The organism is Streptomyces sp. NPDC037100, from assembly GCF_055606225.1.
Map to the genome: position 1 here is coordinate 229,093 of NZ_JBVJSX010000013.1, position 18,548 is coordinate 247,640.

An 18,548-nucleotide genomic window follows, 5' to 3' on the forward strand; every position below is an offset into this window, starting at 1 on the left:
CGGGTGATCAGTTCTGGGCGTCGGACGTGGAGTGCCACGCCTCCATGCCCGCTCGGGACGCCTCCTTGGCCTGCCGCAACTTCATGGCCGCCTGCTGGGCCGGGGGCACGTCCATCTCGCGGATCATGCGCCGGCCTGCCGCGACCACGGCGGAGGCCGCGATGGCAATGCCGACCCATGCCACCACGGCACCGGCTGCGGTGAGCACGACACCGGTGGTCACAAGCCGGGTGTTGATCTCGATCGTCCGTGGGGAGTGGTGGTGATGGTTCATGACTCCACCCTCCAACGGGGGGAACCACATCGCATCCCGGCCGGCGATTCAGGCTCCGGAGCGGGACCCCGAACGCGCCGGGTGGTGGCGCGGACAGCCGGGCAGGTCTCGCCCGGGGATGACCGTCTGATCCGGATGCGAACGGCTCTGCTGTCGCGTCGGCCGGCGGGCGTCGGCGGACGGCTGGGCCGGGCCCCCGTGGTCCCGAGGTGCAGCGGGCGCCGGCGGCTGCGACCGTATGAGTGATGCGCTGAACAAAATTCCACGGTTCGGCACTGGAGGTGGCCATGACGGTGACGGCACACCCTTCGCTTCTGCGGGAGCTGATCGAGCGGTGCGAGACGCTCAGGCGGCACGCGGGGTCCGATGGCGGCCCGGAGATCGCGCGCCGACTGGAGGATGCGACGTACACGCTGTGCGTGGTCACCGGCACCCGCCAGTTGGATGCGGCACTGTCCGTGGCGCGTCAGCAGTTGGCCGACGCCACGTCATGACACGACAGCAGCCCCTTCAGCACTGAATCCAGACGGATACGTGCGGGCGGGGCCTCGGGCCCGTGTGTCCGGTCCGCGGGCCCAAGTGGGTGTCGCCTGTCCTGTACTCGTGCATGACGGGTCTCGGCGCATCACCGGCCAGGGGTTGCTTCGCCTGCTGGACGCTCCTGGTCGAACGGACCACCAACCGATGACACACCGCGCATCAGGAAGCATCTGCCAGGATTCGGCCCGTTCGGATGGCGTCGACCAGGGCCTGGTGGTCCTGCTCGTTCTGGTCGGCGTAGAGCTCGGCGAAGGTCACCAGTGCGCGGTCGAAGGTGTCGCCGCCGCCCAGGTAGGCGCCGATCGCGATCCGGTCCCCGGAGCGGGCGTGGGCGCGGGCCAGTGTGGCACCGCAGAGCCGGCCGAACAGCATCATCCGCTTGGGCGACATGTTCTCGGCCACGGCGATGCCCTTCCAGTCCCGCAACTGGCGCAGGTAGAAGTCCCGCCTCTTGCCGTCCATGCCCTGGACGCGTTCCCAGCCCAGGAAGATGTCGCTGGTGGCCTGCATGAGCCGCTGACCGGCGACGACGCGCTCGCCCTGTGTGCGGAAGGTGCTGCCGCCGACGTAGGGCGCCAGGACGGACTCGTCGGCTTCCTTGGCCTGGAGGAACAGGGGATCCTCGTCGTCCTTGCCGAGCATCAGGATGATCCAGCAGCGTGTTCCCACACTGCCCACACCGACCACCTTGCGGGCGATGTCCGCGAGGCGGTACTGCTCCAGCAGGAACCGGCGGTCCGTCTGCAGGGTCCGGCCGTAGCGCTCGATCAGGTGGCTGATCTCATTCTCCAGGCCGCCGCGTTCCCTGTCCGGCAACAGATCCTGGAGCCGCACGAGCAGCGGTGGATCGCCGGCGATCTGGCGCCTTCCGTCGGTGACGTGCGTGAGCTTGTCGAAGACCTGCAGCGTGTCATGAGCCCGGGCCTGCTTCTCCGTGTGCGCCAAGCGGTCGCGCTGCCCGGCGCTCAGCATCGGGCCGAACTGCTGCCGCAGCTCGTCCATGTCGAAGCGGGTGTACCAGACGTCGAGATTGCCCATTCCGGCGAAGGCCCGCATACGCTCGCGGTAGGACCGCACGGTCGCCCGCACCACCGACGCCCGCTCCTTGGCGTTGAAGCCGTTCGCCCGGCCCGCGATGACGAAGCTGGCCGACAGCCGCTTCACGTCCCATTCCCACGGTCCCGGCAGCGTCTCGTCGAAGTCGTTGATGTCGAACATCAGGTGGCGTTCCGGCGAGGCCAGCAGCCGGAAGTTCAGCATGTGCGCGTCGCCGCAGCACTGCACCCTGAGCCCGCTGACCGGTGTCTCCGCGAGGTCGGCGGCCATGATGGCGGCGGCTCCGCGGTAGAAGCGGAACGGCGCCTCGCTCATCCTGCCGTAGCGGATCGGTACGAGTTCCGGCACCCGCGTCGCGGACTGCCTCTCGATGATCTCCACGGGGTCCGTGCGCTTCGCCGGGGGCATGAACTCGGCGTGACTGGACCGGGGTGCGTCGGCACGTGCGGCCTTGCCGCGGGCAACCCGCTCCCTCGGGTTGAGGCCCCGAGTCGTGACGCCGGAAAGGCGGTTGTCGATCATTGCAGATCCTTACTGCGGGGCGGGCGGCGTCGTGCGGGGCTCCACGAGGCCGCCGGGCGCCGCACCGCGGGTACCGCGCGGTACCCGGTCGTCTGCCGACCGATCCGAGGCGGCGCCCACGGTGTTCCGCGCCCGTGACGGGCACGCACGGGTCAGTGGAGAACCTTCTCCTTGGCACGGCGGTACTCGTCGTCGGTGATGTCGCCCCGGGCGCGGATCTCGGAGAGCCTCGCGAGTTCGTCCACCTCGCTGGTTTCCGCGCTGCCCGCGGTCTCGCGGATGTACCGCTCCGTCTGCTCCTGCTGGGCTCTGACGTGGCGCTGCTCGCGCTGGCCCATGTTCTCGCCCCGGGCGATGACGTAGACGAAGACGCCCAGGAAGGGGAGGACGATCGTGAAGACGAGCCAACCGGTCTTGGCCCATCCGCTCAGGTCGTCGTCACGGAAGATGTCCACGACGGCACGGAAGAGCAGGACGAACCACATGATCCACAGGAAGAACCACATGATCGCCCAGAAAGCCCCCAGAACCGGAAAGTCGTAGGCCAGGTTCACGCTGCTGCTCATTGCTTCTCCTCCGGGTGCCGTCTGCGGGGGCCCAGGTGGCCCCCGTGCGTCCCACCGGCATGCGGACAGGGCGCACGGGCGGTCCCAGGCGCCCCGCTGTTATCGGTCCTCGGTGCTGATGTCGAGCCCGAAGGCTTCACCGATGCTGCGGGCCGCGGACACCACCCGGGCGCTCCCCACCACGGGGGCGATCGCCACGAGCGTTCCCTGGATCTTCTCCAGTGGCACGCCGGCTTCGGCGGCGGTGCCGATGTTGAGGAGATAGGAGGGTGCGGAGGCATCCATGGCCACCAGGGCGGCGATGCGTGCCAGCAGGTACGTCTCCTCGTCCAGCCCGGAACGTTCGAACGTGTCGAGGGTCATCTGGACGAGCGTCTCGAACACGGGGGCGTCCGCTTCGGCGAGGGCGGTGACACCTTCGGCGCCTGTCTCTTTCTGGGCCATGGTTCACGTTTCCTTCCTGAGCGTCATGCGCACCTTCCATAAGAGCTCGGCCCGGCCGAACACCGCCTCACCCGGAAAGGGTGATCACCGGTCGCCTGATCACCGGTCGCCTGATCGGCGGCGGCCGGGTGCCGCTTCGTCCGCGGGCGCGAGGGGCGGTCCGTCCGGATAACCCCTTAAGCGAGTAATGTCGGTTCGGATCGACGCCCGGGGGCAGGAACCGAGCGCATCCCGCCTGTGGGAGGTCGACTTGTCCGGTAGCCGTTTCGCGCTTGCCCCACGGTGGGCCGCACGGGTGGCCGTGACCGCGGGCATCGGCGCGATCATCGTGCCGCTGCTCTTCGCGGGGCTCGACGGTCTGCTGCTCGTCCTCGTGGGCTCCGCCGGCCCGGCGGCGACGGCAGCGAGCGTGCGGTGGGCGCTTGTCCACACCGGCGTGGTCAAGGTGCTGGCCGTGCTGCTGGCCTTCGCCGACTCAGCCGCTGTCGTCGTCCTCTACGTGGCGTCCGGACTGCTGTGGGTGGTACTCATCTCGTTCGCGCTGTGGGTACTGGCCGTCTTCTGCGGCCGGGTCGCGCCGGCAGGCGCCGGGACGGCCCCGGCACGGACCCCGCACGGCACACCGGCGCCGCCGCGGCGCCCCTACCTGATCATGAATCCGTGCTCGGGTGGCGGCGAGGTCGGCCGATTCCGGCTGCGGGAGAAGGCCGAGGCGTCCGGGCTCGCGCTGCTGGCAGCCCGCGAGGTCGTCGTCGAGGCCGACGCCGACACGATCCCGGTCGGAGTGGACGGTGAGGCCCTCACCCTGCAGACCCCCGTCCGGTGCCGGATCCGTCCACGGTCCCTGCGCGTGCGGGTTCCGCGCGACCGCCCCGGTGCGCCGTACGGCAGACCCCCGAGGGACTGGCGCCGGGTGCGGCGACTGGCCCTGACGAGGACCCGGTGGGCGGCGACATGACGGACGGCCTCGCGCGGCCCGGCCGCCGCGCGGCCCTGTCGGCGGTGGCGCGCTCGCTCGTCGTGTCGTCAGGGCTGGTCCTCGCGTACTACCTGCTGCCCATGGACACACCCTCAACGGCGGCACGGTGACCGGGCTCGTCCTCGGTCTGCTCGCGGTGACGGCACTGTTCCTCTGGCAGGTTCGTACGATCGCCCGGTCCCCGAACCCCGAACTGCGGGCGGTGGAGTCGCTCGCCGCCGTCCTCCCCCTGTTCGTGCTGCTCTTCGCCACCTCGTACTTCCTGCTGGACCGGAGCACACCCGGCAGCTTCACCGAGCCCCTCACCCGTACCGACGCGCTGTACTTCACGCTGACCGTGGTCAGCACCGTCGGCTTCGGCGACATCACCGCGGCCACCGAGACGGCGCGCGTCATGACGATGATCCAGATCGTCGGCGGGATTCTGCTCGTCGGGATCGCGGCCCGGGTGGTGGTCAGGGCCGTCGAGGCCGGCCGGCGCCGACGGAACTCGGAGAGTGTGTGAGAGTGCTCCGGGGCTGACGCTGCGAGCCTTCCACGGCCGCAACGGCGTGACGGACCACGAAGCACCCTGCGTACGCCCCGTGAGACCTGGTTCCGTGGCGGCCCGGCATCACCGCCTTGCGCCGCCGGCGGCGCCTCGTCCACATGGCCTACCTGCGTGTGCCGTCTCGCCCTACGGCTGCCGAAATGGAGGCAGGTCCATCCCCCAGGATCCCCGGAGCCCTCGATGACCAGCTCGCCCGAGCCGCCCGAGCCCGGCCCGGCCCCGAACGGGGACGCGCGTGATGGGGCGAGGAGCGGGCACGAGCACGGCTCGGCGGCCGCGCGGATCGCGAGGAGCGCCTCCTCGGCGGTGCTCATCGTGCTCACCTGCATCCTGGTGCCGGTCGCACTGCTCACCGTGTGGGTGCACGACATCGCGCTGGACACCGACCGGTACGTGGAAACCGTCTCGCCGCTGGCCTCGGATCCGGCGATCGAGGACGCGGCGGTCAAACGCATCACCCGTGCCGCCGACGTACGGGTGGACGGCGAACAGGCCGCCTCGGACATCGCGGCCTGGCTGCAGTCACAGGGGCTGCCGCCCCGCGCCGCGCAGGCCGTGAAGGGACTGGGTCCGCAGCTGGACTCCGCGGTCAATGACACGGTCGAGAAGGTGACCACGCGCTTCGTGCAGAGCGACCGCTTCGAGCGGATCTGGACGAACGCCAACCGGACCGCACACGCCGCGGTCGTGGACGCGCTCACCGGCGAGGGCCGCGGTGCCGTGGGCGTGAGCGGCGGGACGGTCACCCTCGACGTCGGCGAAGCCGTCGACCAGGTCAAACAGGAGCTCGTGGACGCCGGCGTGTCCCCGGCGTCCGAGATCCCCGACGTGGACAAGCAGATGGTGCTCTTCCAGTCCGACCAACTGGAGAAGATCCGCAAGGGCGCCCATCTGCTGGACGTGATCGGGAACTGGCTTCCCGTGATCGTCGTGGTGATCGGCGCGTGCGGTGTGCTGCTGGCCCACCGGCGCCGCCGCGCCCTGGCCCGTACGGCTCTCGGCGCGGCCTTCGCCTGCCTGGTCGTGGCCGTCGTCCTGGTCGTCGCCCGCCGCTACTACCTGGACCACCTCCCGCCCCAGGTCCAGTCGGAGGCCGCCGCGGCAGCCGTCTTCGACACCCTGCTGCACTTCCTGAAGGTCAGCCTGCGCACGGCGATCGTGCTCGGTGTCGTCATTGCGCTCGGCGCCTACCTCATCGGCCCCGGGCGGCTGCCGCGTGCCATCCGGGGCACATCGGAGCGCGCCGCGGACTCCGCGGCAACGTGGGCGTACGGCCACCATGTCCGCACCGGCCGGGTGGGCACCTGGACCCAGGCCCACCGCCGGTGGATCGCCCTGGCCGCCCTGCTGATCGTGGCCCTGGTCTTCGCGCTCTGGAACCACCCCACGGCTCTGACCATCCTGCTGCTGGTCATCATTCTGCTGGCCGTGCTCGCACTGCTCGCCCTCCTCGCCGCCTCCGGCCGTGCCACCGCCCTCGACGCCCAGAGGGTGACACCACACCACCCGGAGAGCGGCGTGTGACGTCCCACCCGCGCGCCGGTCCGCCCCCGTTCCTCCAGCAGCATGTGTCAGGGGTCAGGACACGCGGGTGGCACCGGCCGCCGAACCTGGACGTATCCGGTGCAAGGTCCTCGGTGAGCCCTTGGTCCGCCCCCGCCTTCACTGTGGTCGAAGAGCGGCGGGCGGAACGGCTCGGCTCGTTCACGGGAGCGTCCGGTACACCGACCGAGAGTCCGTGGACCCGCTTGCCGCTGAATTCCAGCTCCCGGGGCTTCGGGTTCGCCGCAAGCCGGCCAACGGCCGGGAAGACGAGTGCCGGCATCACCCGCCTCGGGTGATGCCGAATCACCATCGGCGGGCCACAGTGGACATCACCCCGGCCGGAGCAGCGGTCGCCTCGCCCACGTCGGGAGACCACACTCCTACGGCGTGGTTCGGAACACCAGGAAGCTGGCAGCCGATGTGCCGGTGGCTCGCCTGCACAGGAACGCCCATACTGCTCGACACCGTGCTCTACAAGCCGGTCCACTCGCTGATCGACCAGAGCCTGCACTCCCGAATGGTTGTCGAGACGACCAACGGTGACGGGTTCGGCGTCGGCTGGTACACGCCGGAAGACGGCACCCCAGCGATCTTCCGGGACATCGGCCCGGCATGGAGCAACCGCAATCTGCGGGAGATCGCCGAGCACGTCCGCTCTCCTCTGTTCTTCGCTCATATCCGGGCCTCTACCGGTACTCCGGTGCAGCAGACCAACTGCCACCCGTTCCGGCACGGCCGCTGGATGTGGATGCACAACGGCGAGATCAGCGACTTCCCCCACATGCGGCAGGATCTCGGGTTGGCGGTCAGCCCGGCGCTCTTCCTCGACATCGAGGGTTCGACGGACTCCGAGATGATGTTCTACCTGGCCCTCACCTTCGGCCTGGAGCAGGACCCGCCGGGCGCCGTCGCCCGCATGGCCGGCATGGTGGAACGGACCGGTCATGAGCACGGGATGGAGGTTCCCTTGCATATGACAGCGGCCGTGACCGACGGGCAGCACACGTGGGCCTTCCGTTACTCCAGTTGGGGAGCCTCTTGGGGAGCCTCCGACTCGCTGTACTACAGCACTCAGGTGGAGGCGTTGCGAGCACTCCAGATCGACGTGGAATTCCTTCAGGAGGTGTCCGACGAGACCCGCCTCATCGTGTCCGAGCCGCTGGGCGATCTGCCCGGCGTCTGGAACGAGGTCCCCGAGAGCAGCTACGGCATCCTGCGGCCCGGAGGGGACAAACTGGTCCCCTTCGCCCCTCAGCCCGTGTAGGGCCCAACGCCCTTTCCGTCAAACGGCATTCCGACGCCCACCTGCCGCCAGTTGGAACAAGGGGCGGGCAATCACCCGTCCCGGGTGATGCCGAACCGCACTCGCGGGCTCACAGTGGAGATCACCCTGATGGAACGGCTGTCGTCGCGCCTCCGTCGGGGGACGACACTCCTGCGGCGTGGTTCCTTACGTCAGGGAGGTGGTAGCCGATGTGCCGATGGCTCGCCTACACAGGAACGCCCATACTGCTCGACACCGTGCTCTACAAGCCGGTCCACTCGCTGATCGACCAGAGCCTGCACTCCCGGATGGGCGTGGAGACGACCAACGGTGACGGGTTCGGCGTCGGCTGGTACACACCGGACAACGGCACCCCAGCGGTCGTCCGCGACACCGGCCCGGCATGGAGCAACCGCAATCTGAGGGAGATCGCCGACCATGTCAGCTCCCCGCTGTTCTTCGCCCACATCCGGGCCTCTACCGGTACCCCGGTGCAGCAGACCAACTGCCACCCGTTCCGCCACGGCCGCTGGATGTGGATGCACAACGGCGGGATCACCGACTTCCACCAGGTACGGCGTGATCTCGCCCTGGCGGTCGATCCGGAGCTCTTCCTCGACATCGAGGGTTCGACGGACTCCGAGATGATGTTCTACCTGGCCCTCACCTTCGGCCTGGAGCAGGACCCCCCGGGTGCCGTCGCCCGCATGGTCGGCATGGTGGAACGGACCGGTCATGAGCACGGGGTGGAGTTCCCCCTGCAGATGACGGTCGCAGTGACCGACGGCCGGCAGGTGTGGGCATTCCGCTACTCCAGCCAGGGAGCTTCCCGCTCGCTGTTCTACAGCACCCGGGTCGAGGCACTGCGAGCACTCCACCCGGATGTGCCGTTCCTGCGGGAGGTGTCCGACGCGACCCGCCTCATCGTGTCCGAGCCGCTGGGCGATCTGCCCGGCGTCTGGAACGAGGTCCCCGAGAGCAGCTACGGCATCCTGCAGCCCGAAGGCGACAACCTGATCCCCTTCGCCCCACAGCCCGTGTAGGGGCCCCGGCACCCTCCCCGTCGAACGGCGTCCTGACGCCACAACCTGCCGCAAGTTCAGCGGGGTCGGCCGCGCACCACGTCCCGGTCCGGCGTTCCGGATGTCCCGTCCGGCCGGGATCGGCGGCCGTGTCAGTCGTACGCCACCTGCACGCACTGTCCACCGCGATGGCCGCGCCGGCTCCGGTGCGGCGCAGGGACTACCCGGGCCGCGACGTCGGCCCTTCCTGAGCACTCGGCGCCCCTGCCCGTCGGAGCGATGGAACGAGGACGGTCGGATCCAGCCGCCCTGCAGCTACGGCTTCGTCGACCCGGGCTGGGTCTTCGGGATGCGTGAGGTGAAGAACATCGCGAGGAGCGCGGCGAAGGCGAGGATGGCGACTGCGGCGCGCAGACCGTCGATCCTGGCATCTTCGTTGGCGTCGAGTGCCGCCTGAGCCACCTCCTCGCTCGTGCCCGCTTCGTCGAGCGCGGACTCGAGCTCGGCGTCCGACAAGAACGGTACGCCGCTTTCGAGTTCGACAGTTGCCTGGCTCTTGACCTCGGCCGGGATATCCGGATTCTGCTCCACGCTGGAGAGGAAGGACGTCGTCATCGCGGCGATCAGGATCGACCCGGCGAGCGCCGTACCGATCGAGGCGCCCAGGTTGGTGACGGAGTTCTGGACGCCGCCGACTTCCGCGCTCTGTGCTTCCGGCACCGCGGACACGGTGACCGACCCGAGCTGGGACGCCAGCGCGCCCATGCCCAGCCCGATCAGCAGCATGGGGATGGTGACGATCTCCGCACCGGCGTCCGCGTCGAGCGCGGCCATCAAGACCACCGCGCCCGCGAACAGCGCGAAGACCCCGAGCCGCACCACCCGCCGCGGCGAGACGTGCGGGAGGTATCGGGGGATCAGGACGGCGGCTGCCAGCAGTGTCACGGACAGCGGTAGCAGGCGAGCACCGGTCTGGAGCGCGGACAGGCCCAGGGCCACCGACAGATAGAGCGGTACGAGGAAGAAGACGCCCATCTGAACCAGGTACTGGAAGAAGAACATCGTCAGTCCGCCGGTGAGCTGCTTGTTCTGCAGCATGGCCGGGTCGACGAGCGGCTCCCTGCGCCGCTCCACCATGCGGGCCTCCCAGCGGAGGAAGAGCCAGACCAGCAGAAGACCGGCCAGCATCAGCCACACGACCAGCGAGACCCCGAGCCATGACGGCGCGTCGGGCTTCGGCTTGAACCAGCCCCATTCGTCGGAGCGGAGCACACCGTAGACGAACACTCCGAGCCCGAGCGCGGACAGCAGGGCGCCGACCAGATCGATGCGGGGGCGTTCGCCGACCGGCGCGTCGGCGATACGGCGGGCGAGGACCAGGATGCCGAGCACCATCAGGACCTCTCCGGCGAAGACCCACCGCCAGGAGAAGTAGGTCGTCGCGACACCCCCGATGAGCGGCCCGACCGCGATCGCCACGGCCCCCGCGGCCGCGACCAGACCGTAGGCGGCGGGACGGCGTTCCGTGACGAAGTTGCCTGCCACGAGCGCGACGATCGCGGGCAGGATGAGTGCCGCCCCGATTCCCTCCAGGAACGACCAGCCGATCAGCAGCACCGTCAGGTTCGGTGAGAGCGCCGTGGTCAGGGAGCCGCAGCCGTAGATGACACAGCCGATCATGAACGCGCGTTTGCGGCCGATCAGCGCCCCCACCTTGCCGCCGGGGATCATGAACATCGCCATCACGAGGGTGTAGGCCGTGATGGCGCCCTGGACACCCGTCACCGTCGTGCCCACGTCTTCGGCCACCGTCGCGATCGAGACGTTCATGACCGAGCTGTCCAGCGCCATCAGGAACTGACCGGCCGCGAGTGTCAGCAGGACGATGCGCGCCTTTGGTGGACTCTCGGCGGCTTTTGTCCTAGGTGCCATGCGGGCATCGTCCCAGCCGCCCCGGGGCGCGGATCCCGACTCGCCTCGGAGGTCGACCGGTTGGCGGAGTCACAAGCACCGTCGGTCAGACCCCCCAGGTGCGGAAGTGCCCTGGTGGTCCGACATTGGAAGTAGCGCGCCCGGCCGAACGCGAATGCGGTGGTGCGGGGCAGTACGACCCGAGGGAGTCGACGATGGTCAATCATGCGAGTGGAGCCCGCTCGGGCGGGGCGGTGCGGAGTTCGAAGACCGGTATCGGGAGCGGCTGGCTGGTCTTCGCCGCCGTCCTGATGGTCTTCGGCGGCCTGATGATGATCTTCGAGGGCATCGCGGCCATCGCTGAGGACGACGTGTTCGTCACCACCCGCAACTACGCGTACGAGTTCGATCTCACCTCATGGGGCTGGATCCATCTGATCGTGGGCGTGCTCATCACACTCGCCGGTGCGGCCCTCTTCCAGGGCGCCACCTGGGCCAGGGTCGTCGGCGTGGCAGTGGCCGGCCTGGCCATGCTCGCGAACTTCCTGTGGATTCCCTACGCGCCGTTCTGGGCCATCGTTCTGATCGCGATCAACGGCTTCGTGATCTGGGCACTGTGCGCCGCCCCCAGTCCGTCGGAGCGATGAAGTACCACGTGCAGGCCCAGCGCAACGTCTTGCCCGCGCCCGCCGGCCCGTTGACCAGTGTCAAACGGCCCGGACCGGCCAGAGCCCGGCTGATGCACTCGGCCACGCGGGCCTGCGGATGAACGTCTTCGGCACACGGGGGATGGCGAACCGAGCTGCGAGCACGGGATCGCCGTTCGGCGTCAGGGCCTCGGCAGCGCCCTCGAGGGCAGAGCCGGTGGACATGGAGGGCATGACACTCACCACACTGGCAGAGCTGCCCGCGGAGTCAAATCGAGAGGCAGTTCGATTCCTCCACTCCGCCGCGGCGCGGCTCAGGTTTCGGACGACACGGTCACAGGCGAATGACGACCAGGGCCGTGTCGTCGGTGCTGCCGGTGGGTGGGAGGAGGTCGTTCAGGAGGGCGTCCGCCAGGGTCTCGGGGGCGGCTCGGCCGTGGCGGGTCAAGGACGCGGCGAGGCGGGACAGGCCGGTGTCGATGTCCTCGTGACGGCGTTCGATCAGACCGTCGGAGTACAGGACCAGCGTGGCGCCCTCGACGAAGGCCGTACGGGCCTCCGGCCGCGGGACGTGCTCGGGGCGCGCGCCGAGAGGCGGATCGGTCGCCCGGTCGAGAAAGGTCACGGTGCCACCGGGGTGGAGCAGGACGGGTGGAGGGTGGCCCGCGCTGCTGTACGTGAGGGTGTGGGTGTCCCAGTCGATGTAGATCTTCACCACCGTGGTCGACTCCGCACCGTCGACATGGCGGGCGTACAGGCCGAGGGCTTCCAGCGCCCGGGCCGGGCCGTCGGCGACGCGGGCGGCCGCGCTCAGTGCGCTGCGCAACTGCCCCATGACACCGGCCGCTTCCAGGCCGTGGCCGACGACGTCGCCGACGGCGACCGCGATGCGGTCGCCGGGCAGGTCGACCAGGTCGTACCAGTCGCCGCACACGTTCAGGGTGCCGACGGCGGGCCGGTAGCGGACGGCTGCCCTGTGGTGCCCGACCGGCATCGGGGCGGGCAGCATCGCCGCTTGCAGGGACAGGGCGACCTCGCGTTCCCGGGCATGGGCCAGACGCAGGCGCTCGTTGACTTCCTTCAGTTCGCGGGAGCGGGTGTAGAGCTCGGCCTCCAGCACGCGGGCCCGGGTGCTGTCGCTGGCCGCCTCGCCACGGGCGCGCATGAGCTCGGTGACCTCCTCCACCCGGTGCACGATCAGCACCACGCGCCCGTCCGGGCCCAGCACGGGTGCGTTGACCGGGCTCCAGAAGTGCTCCACCCAGTGCCCGGGCCGCTCGCGATCCTCGATGTCGTAGCGCAGCAGCGCCATCGTGTCCCGCTCGCCGGTCGCCACCACACGCAGCATCGACTCCCGGGTCTCGCGCATCCCGGCCGCCGCCGGGTCGTTCGGGTTCTCGGGGAAGACGTCGAAAATGTAACGGCCCAGCAGTTGCTCGCGCGTGCGCCCGGCCAGCCGGAGGAAGTCCGCGTTGGCGTCGGCGTACACCAGGTCGGGGGTGAGCAGAGCCACCATGCCCGGCAGGGCGTGAAAGACCGCCGCGTAGTCGATCTGCGGTTTCCTCATGCACTGCCCGCCTCGGTGCCGACCGTCACTTTGCTGATGCCCCACGATAGGAGCAGCGCGCCACAGAACCGGGCCACCGCTCACCACGGACACCTGCGGTCACCTGGGCGGCCCCGTCATGAGGGCGCGGTGCCCGTTCCGGTGCCGCTTTCCGGAAGACGTCGGTGCGGCGGACTTCCGGGGCTGGTCACTCGCGTTCCATGTGGCGATACGGCTGCGGTCGCCCGGGTCTTGGCCCGGGCGTAGTAATGCTTCAAACCGAAGGAAGACACGTAGAAGGTCCAGGGAACGCTCGTGGCGATCGCCCCAGTGATGGGACGTGCCCGGGTGGTGTCCGCCGCGCGCCATCGGCGAAGCCTTCGGGCTCGAACTCAGCACTGAGGACGAACAGCGCCAACGCGACCGGTGCCGCCTCTGAGTCCCCCCTGCCTTCGGCTGGAACTCACAGGCAGTCCACCGGGGTCCTACACCGGCGGGTGCGCTCGCGCTATTTCGTGCGGCGCCCGTCGCCCGAGCATGACGAGACAGGGAGTCGGCTGGGCTCGGGGCCGGGTCGGCGGTAGAACCCAAGGGCGGCGAACAGCAGCCCACGCAGCTTGTGACGGCAGCGGGCTCTTTCGCCAACCCGGCGTACAGAACCGTCACCCATGGTGTTCTCTGGTCATCGAGGACGCGCCGTGACTCACTTCCGGCTGCAGGCGGAAAGTACCCCGCCGGACCACTGCGCCTGTCAGGTCGCAGGTTGAGTGCCGAACACTCCGGATCGGCACGGGATGCTGTGGGGTGCCTCATGACGAGCGGCCGGCCTGCTCCTTCCTGATCGGGAGCAATGTGGGGATGGGGTTAGCTCGTTCACCGAGGGGAGCGGTTGCGTCGCGGCCGGGTGGCCGGTTTCGCCTTCGGCGTCTCCCTGCACCGGCGGGCGCACCGACAGCCTTCGCCGACACCGGCGATCTCGCCGGACAACTCGCAGCACTTCTCGCCTCCCTGAGCTTCCTCCTGGTCTAACGGCGCCGTCCTGCTGGAGCCGACGCTGGAAGACCTCGACCGGCGAATCACCACCTGTGCCGTGCTGAGCCTCACGGTGATCCGGATGCTGCCCGTCGCGCTCTCCCTGGCCGGGGTCGGCCTTGCCCTCGGCCCCCCGTTGGCCCCCTCCCACGGACATAAAGGCCCCTTGCTCAGACGGATCATCCCGGCTGCTGATGGCGGTCAGGCTCCTCAGCAGACTCGCCCGCGCCGCCGAGTCAGCCAGCCAGCCGAAAGGCATGCCACATCAACTGCGCTCGGCTCCGGAGGCCTTGGTGTCCTCGAACGGGTCCCGCCCGCCGGATCATTCCTCGAACCGCTGGCCCTCATGGACCGGTCTCTCACCCACCGGTTCAGGGTCCGGGGCCGGCGGCACGACCACCGCCTGCGAGCGGATGGCGTTGATCGCCTCGACGAGTTGGTCACGCAGCATCTGGCAGAGCCCGGCCCGCACCTCCGGATCCCAGGCCGGTCTGACTGCACCGCTCATACACGCCTCCGCCGGGCACGCCTGCCCCGAATCTTGTCTGTCCCGCTGTCGATGGACATGCCCAGGCGCTGTGTGGCGGCGACATCCGGCCAAAGCCTCAGCTCGCGGCGAGCCCCCTCACCCCGACAATGCTGATCACCAACGGACACCTGCACCACGTGCCCTCCTCTGCCGCAGACAGTGATCAACGTGCCGTAGTGCCATACCGTCCCAACGACGCCATCTCGCTCCCGATGGCCCGCCGAAAGAGTGACTTCAGCCCTGCTCACCCCGGAATGTCGGCTACTCCGACAGGGATCCGGATCCCCCAATAGCTCGCGCACAGCGGTATGTGGTCCGTACGGACGAGACGCGATCAACCGCCCGGAGCGGTGCGTGCGTGCCCGCAGGCGCCATGAGGGCTCGGCTGCTCGGAGTCCGCGCTGCGTCGGAAGAGTTGACGTCCACGAGAACGGGAGGCACCCGCCGGTGCCCGTCAGTGGCGCGATGGCGGTCCGGTGCGCGCGGCGCCCCGGCGGACCGGGCCGGCCGGACCCTGGTACAGGTGCCGTTCCAGCCAGTCGGCGGCGGCCCGGCGGAACAGGCGCCGGTTCTCGGCACGCAGGAAGTCGTGGCCTTCGTCGCGCAGGGTGAGCAGTTCGGCGTCGATGCCCCGTTCACGTGCGGCGCGCACGAACTGCCGGGACTCCTCCGGCGGCACGTTGGTGTCGTGTTCCCCGTGGACGGCGAGCAGCGGGACACGGAGCGCGTCAATACGGCTCATCGGGGGGCGTCCAGTACCGCGTCACGCCACTCGTCCGCGCCCATGGCGGCGTACTCGGCCCCACGCCTGTAGGACGGCTGCCAGTAGCAGTGGTCCCGATGAATGCCGTCGGGTTCGACGACCCGCACGGTGGCGGGCGGAAGTTTGCGCACCCCGTTGAGGACGGTGTGGGGCGCCGGAACCGTGGCGTGCCAGCTCATGTAGTAGTGGAGTGCGACCGGATCGAGTGAGGTGTCCACGTCTCCGGCGGCCAGGAGCGCGGGCAGCGTCGAGGCGAACCGCAGCCGGCCCGGTGTCCGGGCCAGGTACAGGGGTTTGATGCCGAGCCGGTCCCGGGCGAGGACGACCCGGCCGGTGCGGTGCTCGACGAGGGCGAACGCGAACATGCCGCGGAAGTGCTCGACGCACACGGCGCCCCACTGCTGGTAGGCCTTGAGCACCACCTCGGTGTCCGACGTCGACTCGAACCGGTGCCCCAGCTTCTGCAACTCCTCGCGAAGTTCCGGATGGTTGTACACGCACCCATTGAAGACGCCGGTGACCTCCCCCTGGGCGTCGGTCATCGGCTGGGCCCCGCGGTCCGAGAGGTCGATGACCTTCAGTCGCCGGTGCCCCAACGCGACCGGGCCGCATGCCCAGGTGCCCTGCCCGTCGGGTCCGCGGTCGGCGACCCGATCGGTCATGCGTGCCACGGCCGCCAGGTCGGCTCGCCCGCCGTCGAAGCGAATCTCGCCGCTCAAGCCACACACGACGTCTCGCCTCCCCTCCGCGGACCGGCGACGACGTGCGAGGGCACGGGCGTCGGGGCGCGGCCACCGGTCGGGGGCTGGGTGGTGGTACGAGACATCACGAAACCCCTTCTGACGACGAAGCCTCTCCTCGAACGCCGTTCGTCTCAGGGGGGCGGCGACTGCCCGGGCCGACGCGACACGCCGACCGACGACCGGGGGTCGGTGCGGGAGGAGGAACGACCCGGTACGACGGCGGAGCTGAACCTGCGCCCCGGCGACACCGTCCTGCGGTGTCCGTGGGCGCCAGGCTCGCGGTGTACGCATTTCCCGCGGGTCTCGGCGATCAGCATGTCCACGCAGCGCAGCAGATCCTCCCCCTGTGCCGCGCGACGCATGCGATGCGCGGCGCTTCCGTCCGCGAGGGTCGCCTCGGCCAGCGCCCGGACGGTCTGCCAGTCCCCCTGACCCTCCAGCGCGGGCCGCAGTCGTGTGAGGAGCTTCTGTACGACCCGGGGCGCGGGCGCCTCCTGGTGGGTCTCGGGGTCCACCAGCACGCCCTCCAGGCCCGAGCGGGCCGCACGCCACGACGCACCCCGCAGCCACTCGTGCCGGCCCCCGCAGGCCGGGGCGGCGTGCCCGTCCAGCCGTTCGAGCGCCGTGGCCACCAGGGCGCGGAAGAGCCCGGCGATGAGCACGACGGTCTCGGGGCGCGGGCAGGCGTCGCACACGCGCAGTTCCAGTGTCGGCAGATGGGCCGAGGGGCGGACGTCGTAGTAGATCATCCCGGCGTCGCTGATGACCCCGGACCGTACGAACTCGTCCACCACCGCGTCGTACTCGGCCGCGCCGGAGTAGCAGCCGACCGGCCCCGCGGTGGGCCAGCGCTGCCACAGCAGGGTGCGCCAGCTCGCGTATCCCGTGTCGGTGCCCTGCCAGAAGGGCGAGCTGGCGGAGACGGCCAGCAGGACGGGCAGCCACGGCGAGACCTCGCACATGACGCGTACGGTGGTGTCGCGGTCGGGCACGTCCACGTGGACCTGGGCACCGCATATCAGCTGCTCGTCGGCGACCTTGCGGTACTCCTCGGCCATGTGGCGGTAGCGGGGGTCTGAGGTCAGGTGCGCCGACACCCCGGGGGCCAGGGGGGCCGTGCCGGCGGCCACGACGGCCAGCCCCAGCGAGGAGGCGGCCACGTCGAGTCGCCGTCTCATCGTGGTGAGATCCGTGTACAGCTCGTGCAGGGACGTGTGCACTGCGCTGTTCGACTCGACCGTGCACTGATGCAGTTCGGTCTGGAAGGTGTTTCCGGCAGCCCTCCGCAGGATCGCGTCGGCTCGCGGTACGAGCAGGCCGCTCTCGACCTCGAGGATGTGGAACTCCTCCTCCACTCCGATGCGCATGGTCACGTTCACTCCTCGGGAATCCGAGCACCTGCCGTGGGGAGGTGACGACCCGGCCCCGGGCGGGGGGGGTATGCGATGTGCCTCTGAGTTCCACTCTCGGCCAGGTGAGCCCGCACCGCACGTCCGCCGGCTGCGTACCCATGCCCGCCGTGCCGTCGCCGCCTGCCCCGTCCTCGCCCTGCACACGGACGACGACCGGACCTGACCGGCAGGCGTCCCTGCCGACGTACGACCTCCTCTCGTCGGTGGGCCGCGAAGCGCGGCTCATCCCAACGAAAGGATGTAGCAGTGGGCACTGACAGCAGCTGATGGGTCATCATGGCGCTACGCCCCGGTCGAGTCGCCACCAGGCCAGTAGCGCCCACGTTGTTGGGCAATCACAGGGCAGCGAGCCCGAGGCAGCTCAGCTGGGCGAACACCCTTTTCAGCTCCCGAGCGGTTCACCATGCCCCTCTCCGCCAGCCCTCACGCGGCGCGTGACCGTCCGTCTATCACCTGCGGAGACAGCCCCCGGTTACGCCGAGCGGAGCTCTGCCGACGAATGGCGAAAAGCAGCGGAAGCGCACTCGTAGCCATGGTGCGCCGGAGCCGCCCCTTCGCACCGTGGTTCTGGGGCCATGACCCGGGAGTGTCACAGGGGTGGAAGGCCCTGGTAGGCACGGATCAACCCGCCGCCGCGACGCCTCGGCCAACCGCGCGCCACCCTCCGGCGCAGCACTTCTCGGACCGGACGCGACCAGCGCCGGTGACAGACAGCGGTCACACCGGAAACGTGTGGGATCTCCACAAGGCGACAGCGTGAGCGGCACCACTGTTCCGCAAAGCACCCGACTGCCTGCCAATCAGCAGCCACCGACGCTGACGCGTTTTACAAGGTCAGCGCACCCTTCCCCGCGGTTTCAACGGCACCGGCGGAAGTTCCGGTGCGGGCAGGGGGGCACCGTCGTACCCCTTCACCTCCCCGAACCGGGAGCCTTCCATCCAGTCCTGACGGGCCTGAACGATCTCTTCCTGAGATCGCCCGATCCAGTTCCAGAACATAGCGGATCCTGCGCGCATCAGTGCAGGTCAGCGATGTTCCGAACCGGTGAGGGTCAGCAAGCTGCCAGCATCGGTCGTGGAGGAGTCAGCAACCATGGGTTCCGCTGTCTTGGTTCGTGGGATGGGGTCGTTTTTCAAGGAGTGTGAGCATCCGCGGTCGCGGTGGTCGAAGTGCTCTCACTCGTACAAGATCCGGTATCGGTC

At 69.6% G+C, this 18,548-nt stretch carries 16 protein-coding genes and 3 pseudogenes; 8 read left to right on the forward strand and 11 right to left on the reverse strand.

Annotated elements, in window-relative coordinates:
• Nucleotides 1-7: 7 nt before the first annotated feature.
• The gene (locus ACZ7EG_RS34280; protein ID WP_471087749.1) at nt 8-274 is read right to left on the reverse strand and encodes a hypothetical protein; all 267 of its coding nucleotides are present in this window, start codon (nt 272-274) and stop codon (nt 8-10) included.
• A 287-nt stretch (nt 275-561) separates the two neighbouring features.
• On the opposite strand from ACZ7EG_RS34280, the gene ACZ7EG_RS34285 reads away from it, so the two are divergent.
• Complete coding sequence (locus tag ACZ7EG_RS34285) at nt 562-768, forward strand: DUF5133 domain-containing protein (RefSeq protein ID WP_471087751.1); 207 nt, start codon at nt 562-564, stop codon at nt 766-768.
• 205 nt (nt 769-973) lie between these two features.
• Here ACZ7EG_RS34285 and ACZ7EG_RS34290 read toward each other — a convergent pair whose 3' ends face one another.
• The 3 genes from ACZ7EG_RS34290 to ACZ7EG_RS34300 all read right to left on the reverse strand — a co-directional run bounded on the left by ACZ7EG_RS34290 (nt 974) and on the right by ACZ7EG_RS34300 (nt 3,402).
• Complete coding sequence (locus tag ACZ7EG_RS34290) at nt 974-2,392, reverse strand: DUF2252 domain-containing protein (RefSeq protein WP_471087754.1); 1,419 nt, start codon at nt 2,390-2,392, stop codon at nt 974-976.
• Between the two features lie 152 nt (nt 2,393-2,544).
• A complete protein-coding gene (locus ACZ7EG_RS34295) occupies nt 2,545-2,958 on the reverse strand; it encodes an SHOCT domain-containing protein (protein WP_471087757.1) in 414 nt (137 codons plus the stop codon).
• A 99-nt stretch (nt 2,959-3,057) separates the two neighbouring features.
• Nucleotides 3,058-3,402 (reverse strand): carboxymuconolactone decarboxylase family protein, encoded by a 345-nt coding sequence (locus ACZ7EG_RS34300; RefSeq protein ID WP_471087759.1) that lies wholly within the window; start codon nt 3,400-3,402, stop codon nt 3,058-3,060.
• Nucleotides 3,403-3,697: 295 nt separating this feature from the next.
• Here ACZ7EG_RS34300 and ACZ7EG_RS34305 point away from each other — a divergent pair, with 295 nt between their 5' ends.
• The 6 genes from ACZ7EG_RS34305 to ACZ7EG_RS34330 all read left to right on the forward strand — a co-directional run bounded on the left by ACZ7EG_RS34305 (nt 3,698) and on the right by ACZ7EG_RS34330 (nt 8,783).
• A complete protein-coding gene (locus ACZ7EG_RS34305; protein ID WP_471087762.1) occupies nt 3,698-4,360 on the forward strand; it encodes a hypothetical protein in 663 nt (220 codons plus the stop codon).
• Entirely contained in the window at nt 4,357-4,491 is a 135-nt protein-coding gene (locus ACZ7EG_RS34310; RefSeq protein WP_471087765.1) for a hypothetical protein, read from the forward strand. The genes ACZ7EG_RS34305 and ACZ7EG_RS34310 overlap by 4 nt, the downstream gene beginning before the upstream one ends.
• Nucleotides 4,488-4,886, forward strand: coding sequence for a potassium channel family protein (locus tag ACZ7EG_RS34315; RefSeq protein WP_471087768.1), 399 nt, complete (start codon nt 4,488-4,490; stop codon nt 4,884-4,886). Before ACZ7EG_RS34310 ends, ACZ7EG_RS34315 begins: the two co-directional genes overlap by 4 nt.
• A gap of 225 nt (nt 4,887-5,111) precedes the next feature.
• Entirely contained in the window at nt 5,112-6,455 is a 1,344-nt protein-coding gene (locus tag ACZ7EG_RS34320; RefSeq protein ID WP_471087771.1) for a hypothetical protein, read from the forward strand.
• 439 nt (nt 6,456-6,894) lie between these two features.
• Complete coding sequence (locus ACZ7EG_RS34325) at nt 6,895-7,740, forward strand: class II glutamine amidotransferase (RefSeq protein ID WP_471087774.1); 846 nt, start codon at nt 6,895-6,897, stop codon at nt 7,738-7,740.
• 209 nt (nt 7,741-7,949) lie between these two features.
• Nucleotides 7,950-8,783 (forward strand): class II glutamine amidotransferase, encoded by an 834-nt coding sequence (locus ACZ7EG_RS34330; RefSeq protein WP_471087778.1) that lies wholly within the window; start codon nt 7,950-7,952, stop codon nt 8,781-8,783.
• Between the two features lie 294 nt (nt 8,784-9,077).
• On the opposite strand, the gene ACZ7EG_RS34335 is transcribed toward ACZ7EG_RS34330, so the two are convergent.
• Nucleotides 9,078-10,694, reverse strand: a complete 1,617-nt coding sequence (locus ACZ7EG_RS34335; RefSeq protein WP_471087781.1) for an MFS transporter — start codon at nt 10,692-10,694, stop codon at nt 9,078-9,080.
• Between the two features lie 194 nt (nt 10,695-10,888).
• Between ACZ7EG_RS34335 and ACZ7EG_RS34340 the strand changes: the two genes are divergently transcribed.
• The gene (locus ACZ7EG_RS34340) at nt 10,889-11,320 is read left to right on the forward strand and encodes a DUF7144 family membrane protein (RefSeq protein ID WP_471087784.1); all 432 of its coding nucleotides are present in this window, start codon (nt 10,889-10,891) and stop codon (nt 11,318-11,320) included.
• Between the two features lie 334 nt (nt 11,321-11,654).
• Here ACZ7EG_RS34340 and ACZ7EG_RS34345 read toward each other — a convergent pair whose 3' ends face one another.
• From ACZ7EG_RS34345 to ACZ7EG_RS34370, 6 genes and pseudogenes are all read right to left on the reverse strand, one after another.
• A complete protein-coding gene (locus ACZ7EG_RS34345) occupies nt 11,655-12,887 on the reverse strand; it encodes a PP2C family protein-serine/threonine phosphatase (protein ID WP_471087787.1) in 1,233 nt (410 codons plus the stop codon).
• Between the two features lie 1,333 nt (nt 12,888-14,220).
• The gene (locus ACZ7EG_RS34350; RefSeq protein WP_471087791.1) at nt 14,221-14,406 is read right to left on the reverse strand and encodes a hypothetical protein; all 186 of its coding nucleotides are present in this window, start codon (nt 14,404-14,406) and stop codon (nt 14,221-14,223) included.
• Between the two features lie 475 nt (nt 14,407-14,881).
• A pseudogene (locus tag ACZ7EG_RS34355) lies at nt 14,882-15,172 on the reverse strand (alpha/beta hydrolase family protein); the annotation flags it as partial.
• Nucleotides 15,169-15,918 (reverse strand): annotated as a pseudogene (locus tag ACZ7EG_RS34360) (N-acetylglutaminylglutamine amidotransferase); the annotation flags it as partial. The pseudogenes ACZ7EG_RS34360 and ACZ7EG_RS34355, both read right to left, overlap by 4 nt.
• A 146-nt stretch (nt 15,919-16,064) precedes the next feature.
• Nucleotides 16,065-17,300, reverse strand: a complete 1,236-nt coding sequence (locus tag ACZ7EG_RS34365; RefSeq protein WP_471087822.1) for a carboxylate-amine ligase — start codon at nt 17,298-17,300, stop codon at nt 16,065-16,067.
• Nucleotides 17,301-18,179: 879 nt separating this feature from the next.
• A pseudogene (locus ACZ7EG_RS34370) lies at nt 18,180-18,344 on the reverse strand (pirin family protein); the annotation flags it as partial.
• Nucleotides 18,345-18,548 lie beyond the last annotated feature (204 nt).